The sequence below is a fragment of the Mycobacterium sp. E740 genome (genome assembly GCF_001672895.1).
In the GTDB taxonomy this organism is placed as follows: domain Bacteria; phylum Actinomycetota; class Actinomycetes; order Mycobacteriales; family Mycobacteriaceae; genus Mycobacterium.
Map to the genome: position 1 here is coordinate 1 of NZ_LZKP01000104.1, position 588 is coordinate 588.

At 72.4% G+C, this 588-nt stretch carries 1 protein-coding gene; it reads right to left on the reverse strand.

Going from position 1 to position 588, the window contains the following annotated elements; translation table 11 throughout:
* Positions 1 to 588: AAA family ATPase (locus A5663_RS09850; RefSeq protein WP_156744413.1), on the reverse strand; the 588-nt coding region annotated here is incomplete at both ends.

Here is a 588-nt window from a genome sequence, read left to right on the forward strand (position 1 = left end):
GACCGCGTGCACCGACAACCGCCCCGACGAGGCCAACGCCCGCACGACGAACGTCTTGCCGCAGCCGGGCGGCCCGTAGAGCAGCACACCGCGCGGCGGCGCGACGCCGAGGCGCTGGAACGTGTCGGGATGCTGTAGCGGCCAGAGCACCGCTTCGGTGAGCGCCTGTTTGGTGGCGGTCATGTCGCCGACGTCGTCGAGCGTCACCGAACCGACCGACACCTCTTCGGTGGCTGAGCGCGACAGCGGCCGGATGACGGTCGTCGCTCCGAGCAGGTCGTCCTGGGTGAGCGCGGGCGGCTCGCCGTCGGCGCTGGCGCGCGCCGCCGCCCGCAGCGCCGCCTCACGCACCAGCGCGGACAAGTCGGCGACGACGAAACCCGGTGTGCGATCGGCGATCTCGCCGATGTCGAGATCCGTTGCGGGGACATCGCGAAGCAGCACCTCGAGTAATTGTCTGCGGACCGCGCCGTCGGGCAGGCTCAGCCCGAGTTCGCGGTCGCACAGGTCGGGGGCCCGCAGTCGCGGGTCGACGTTGTCGGGCTGCTGTGACGTCGCGACGAACGCGACGCCGGGGGTGGCGACGGC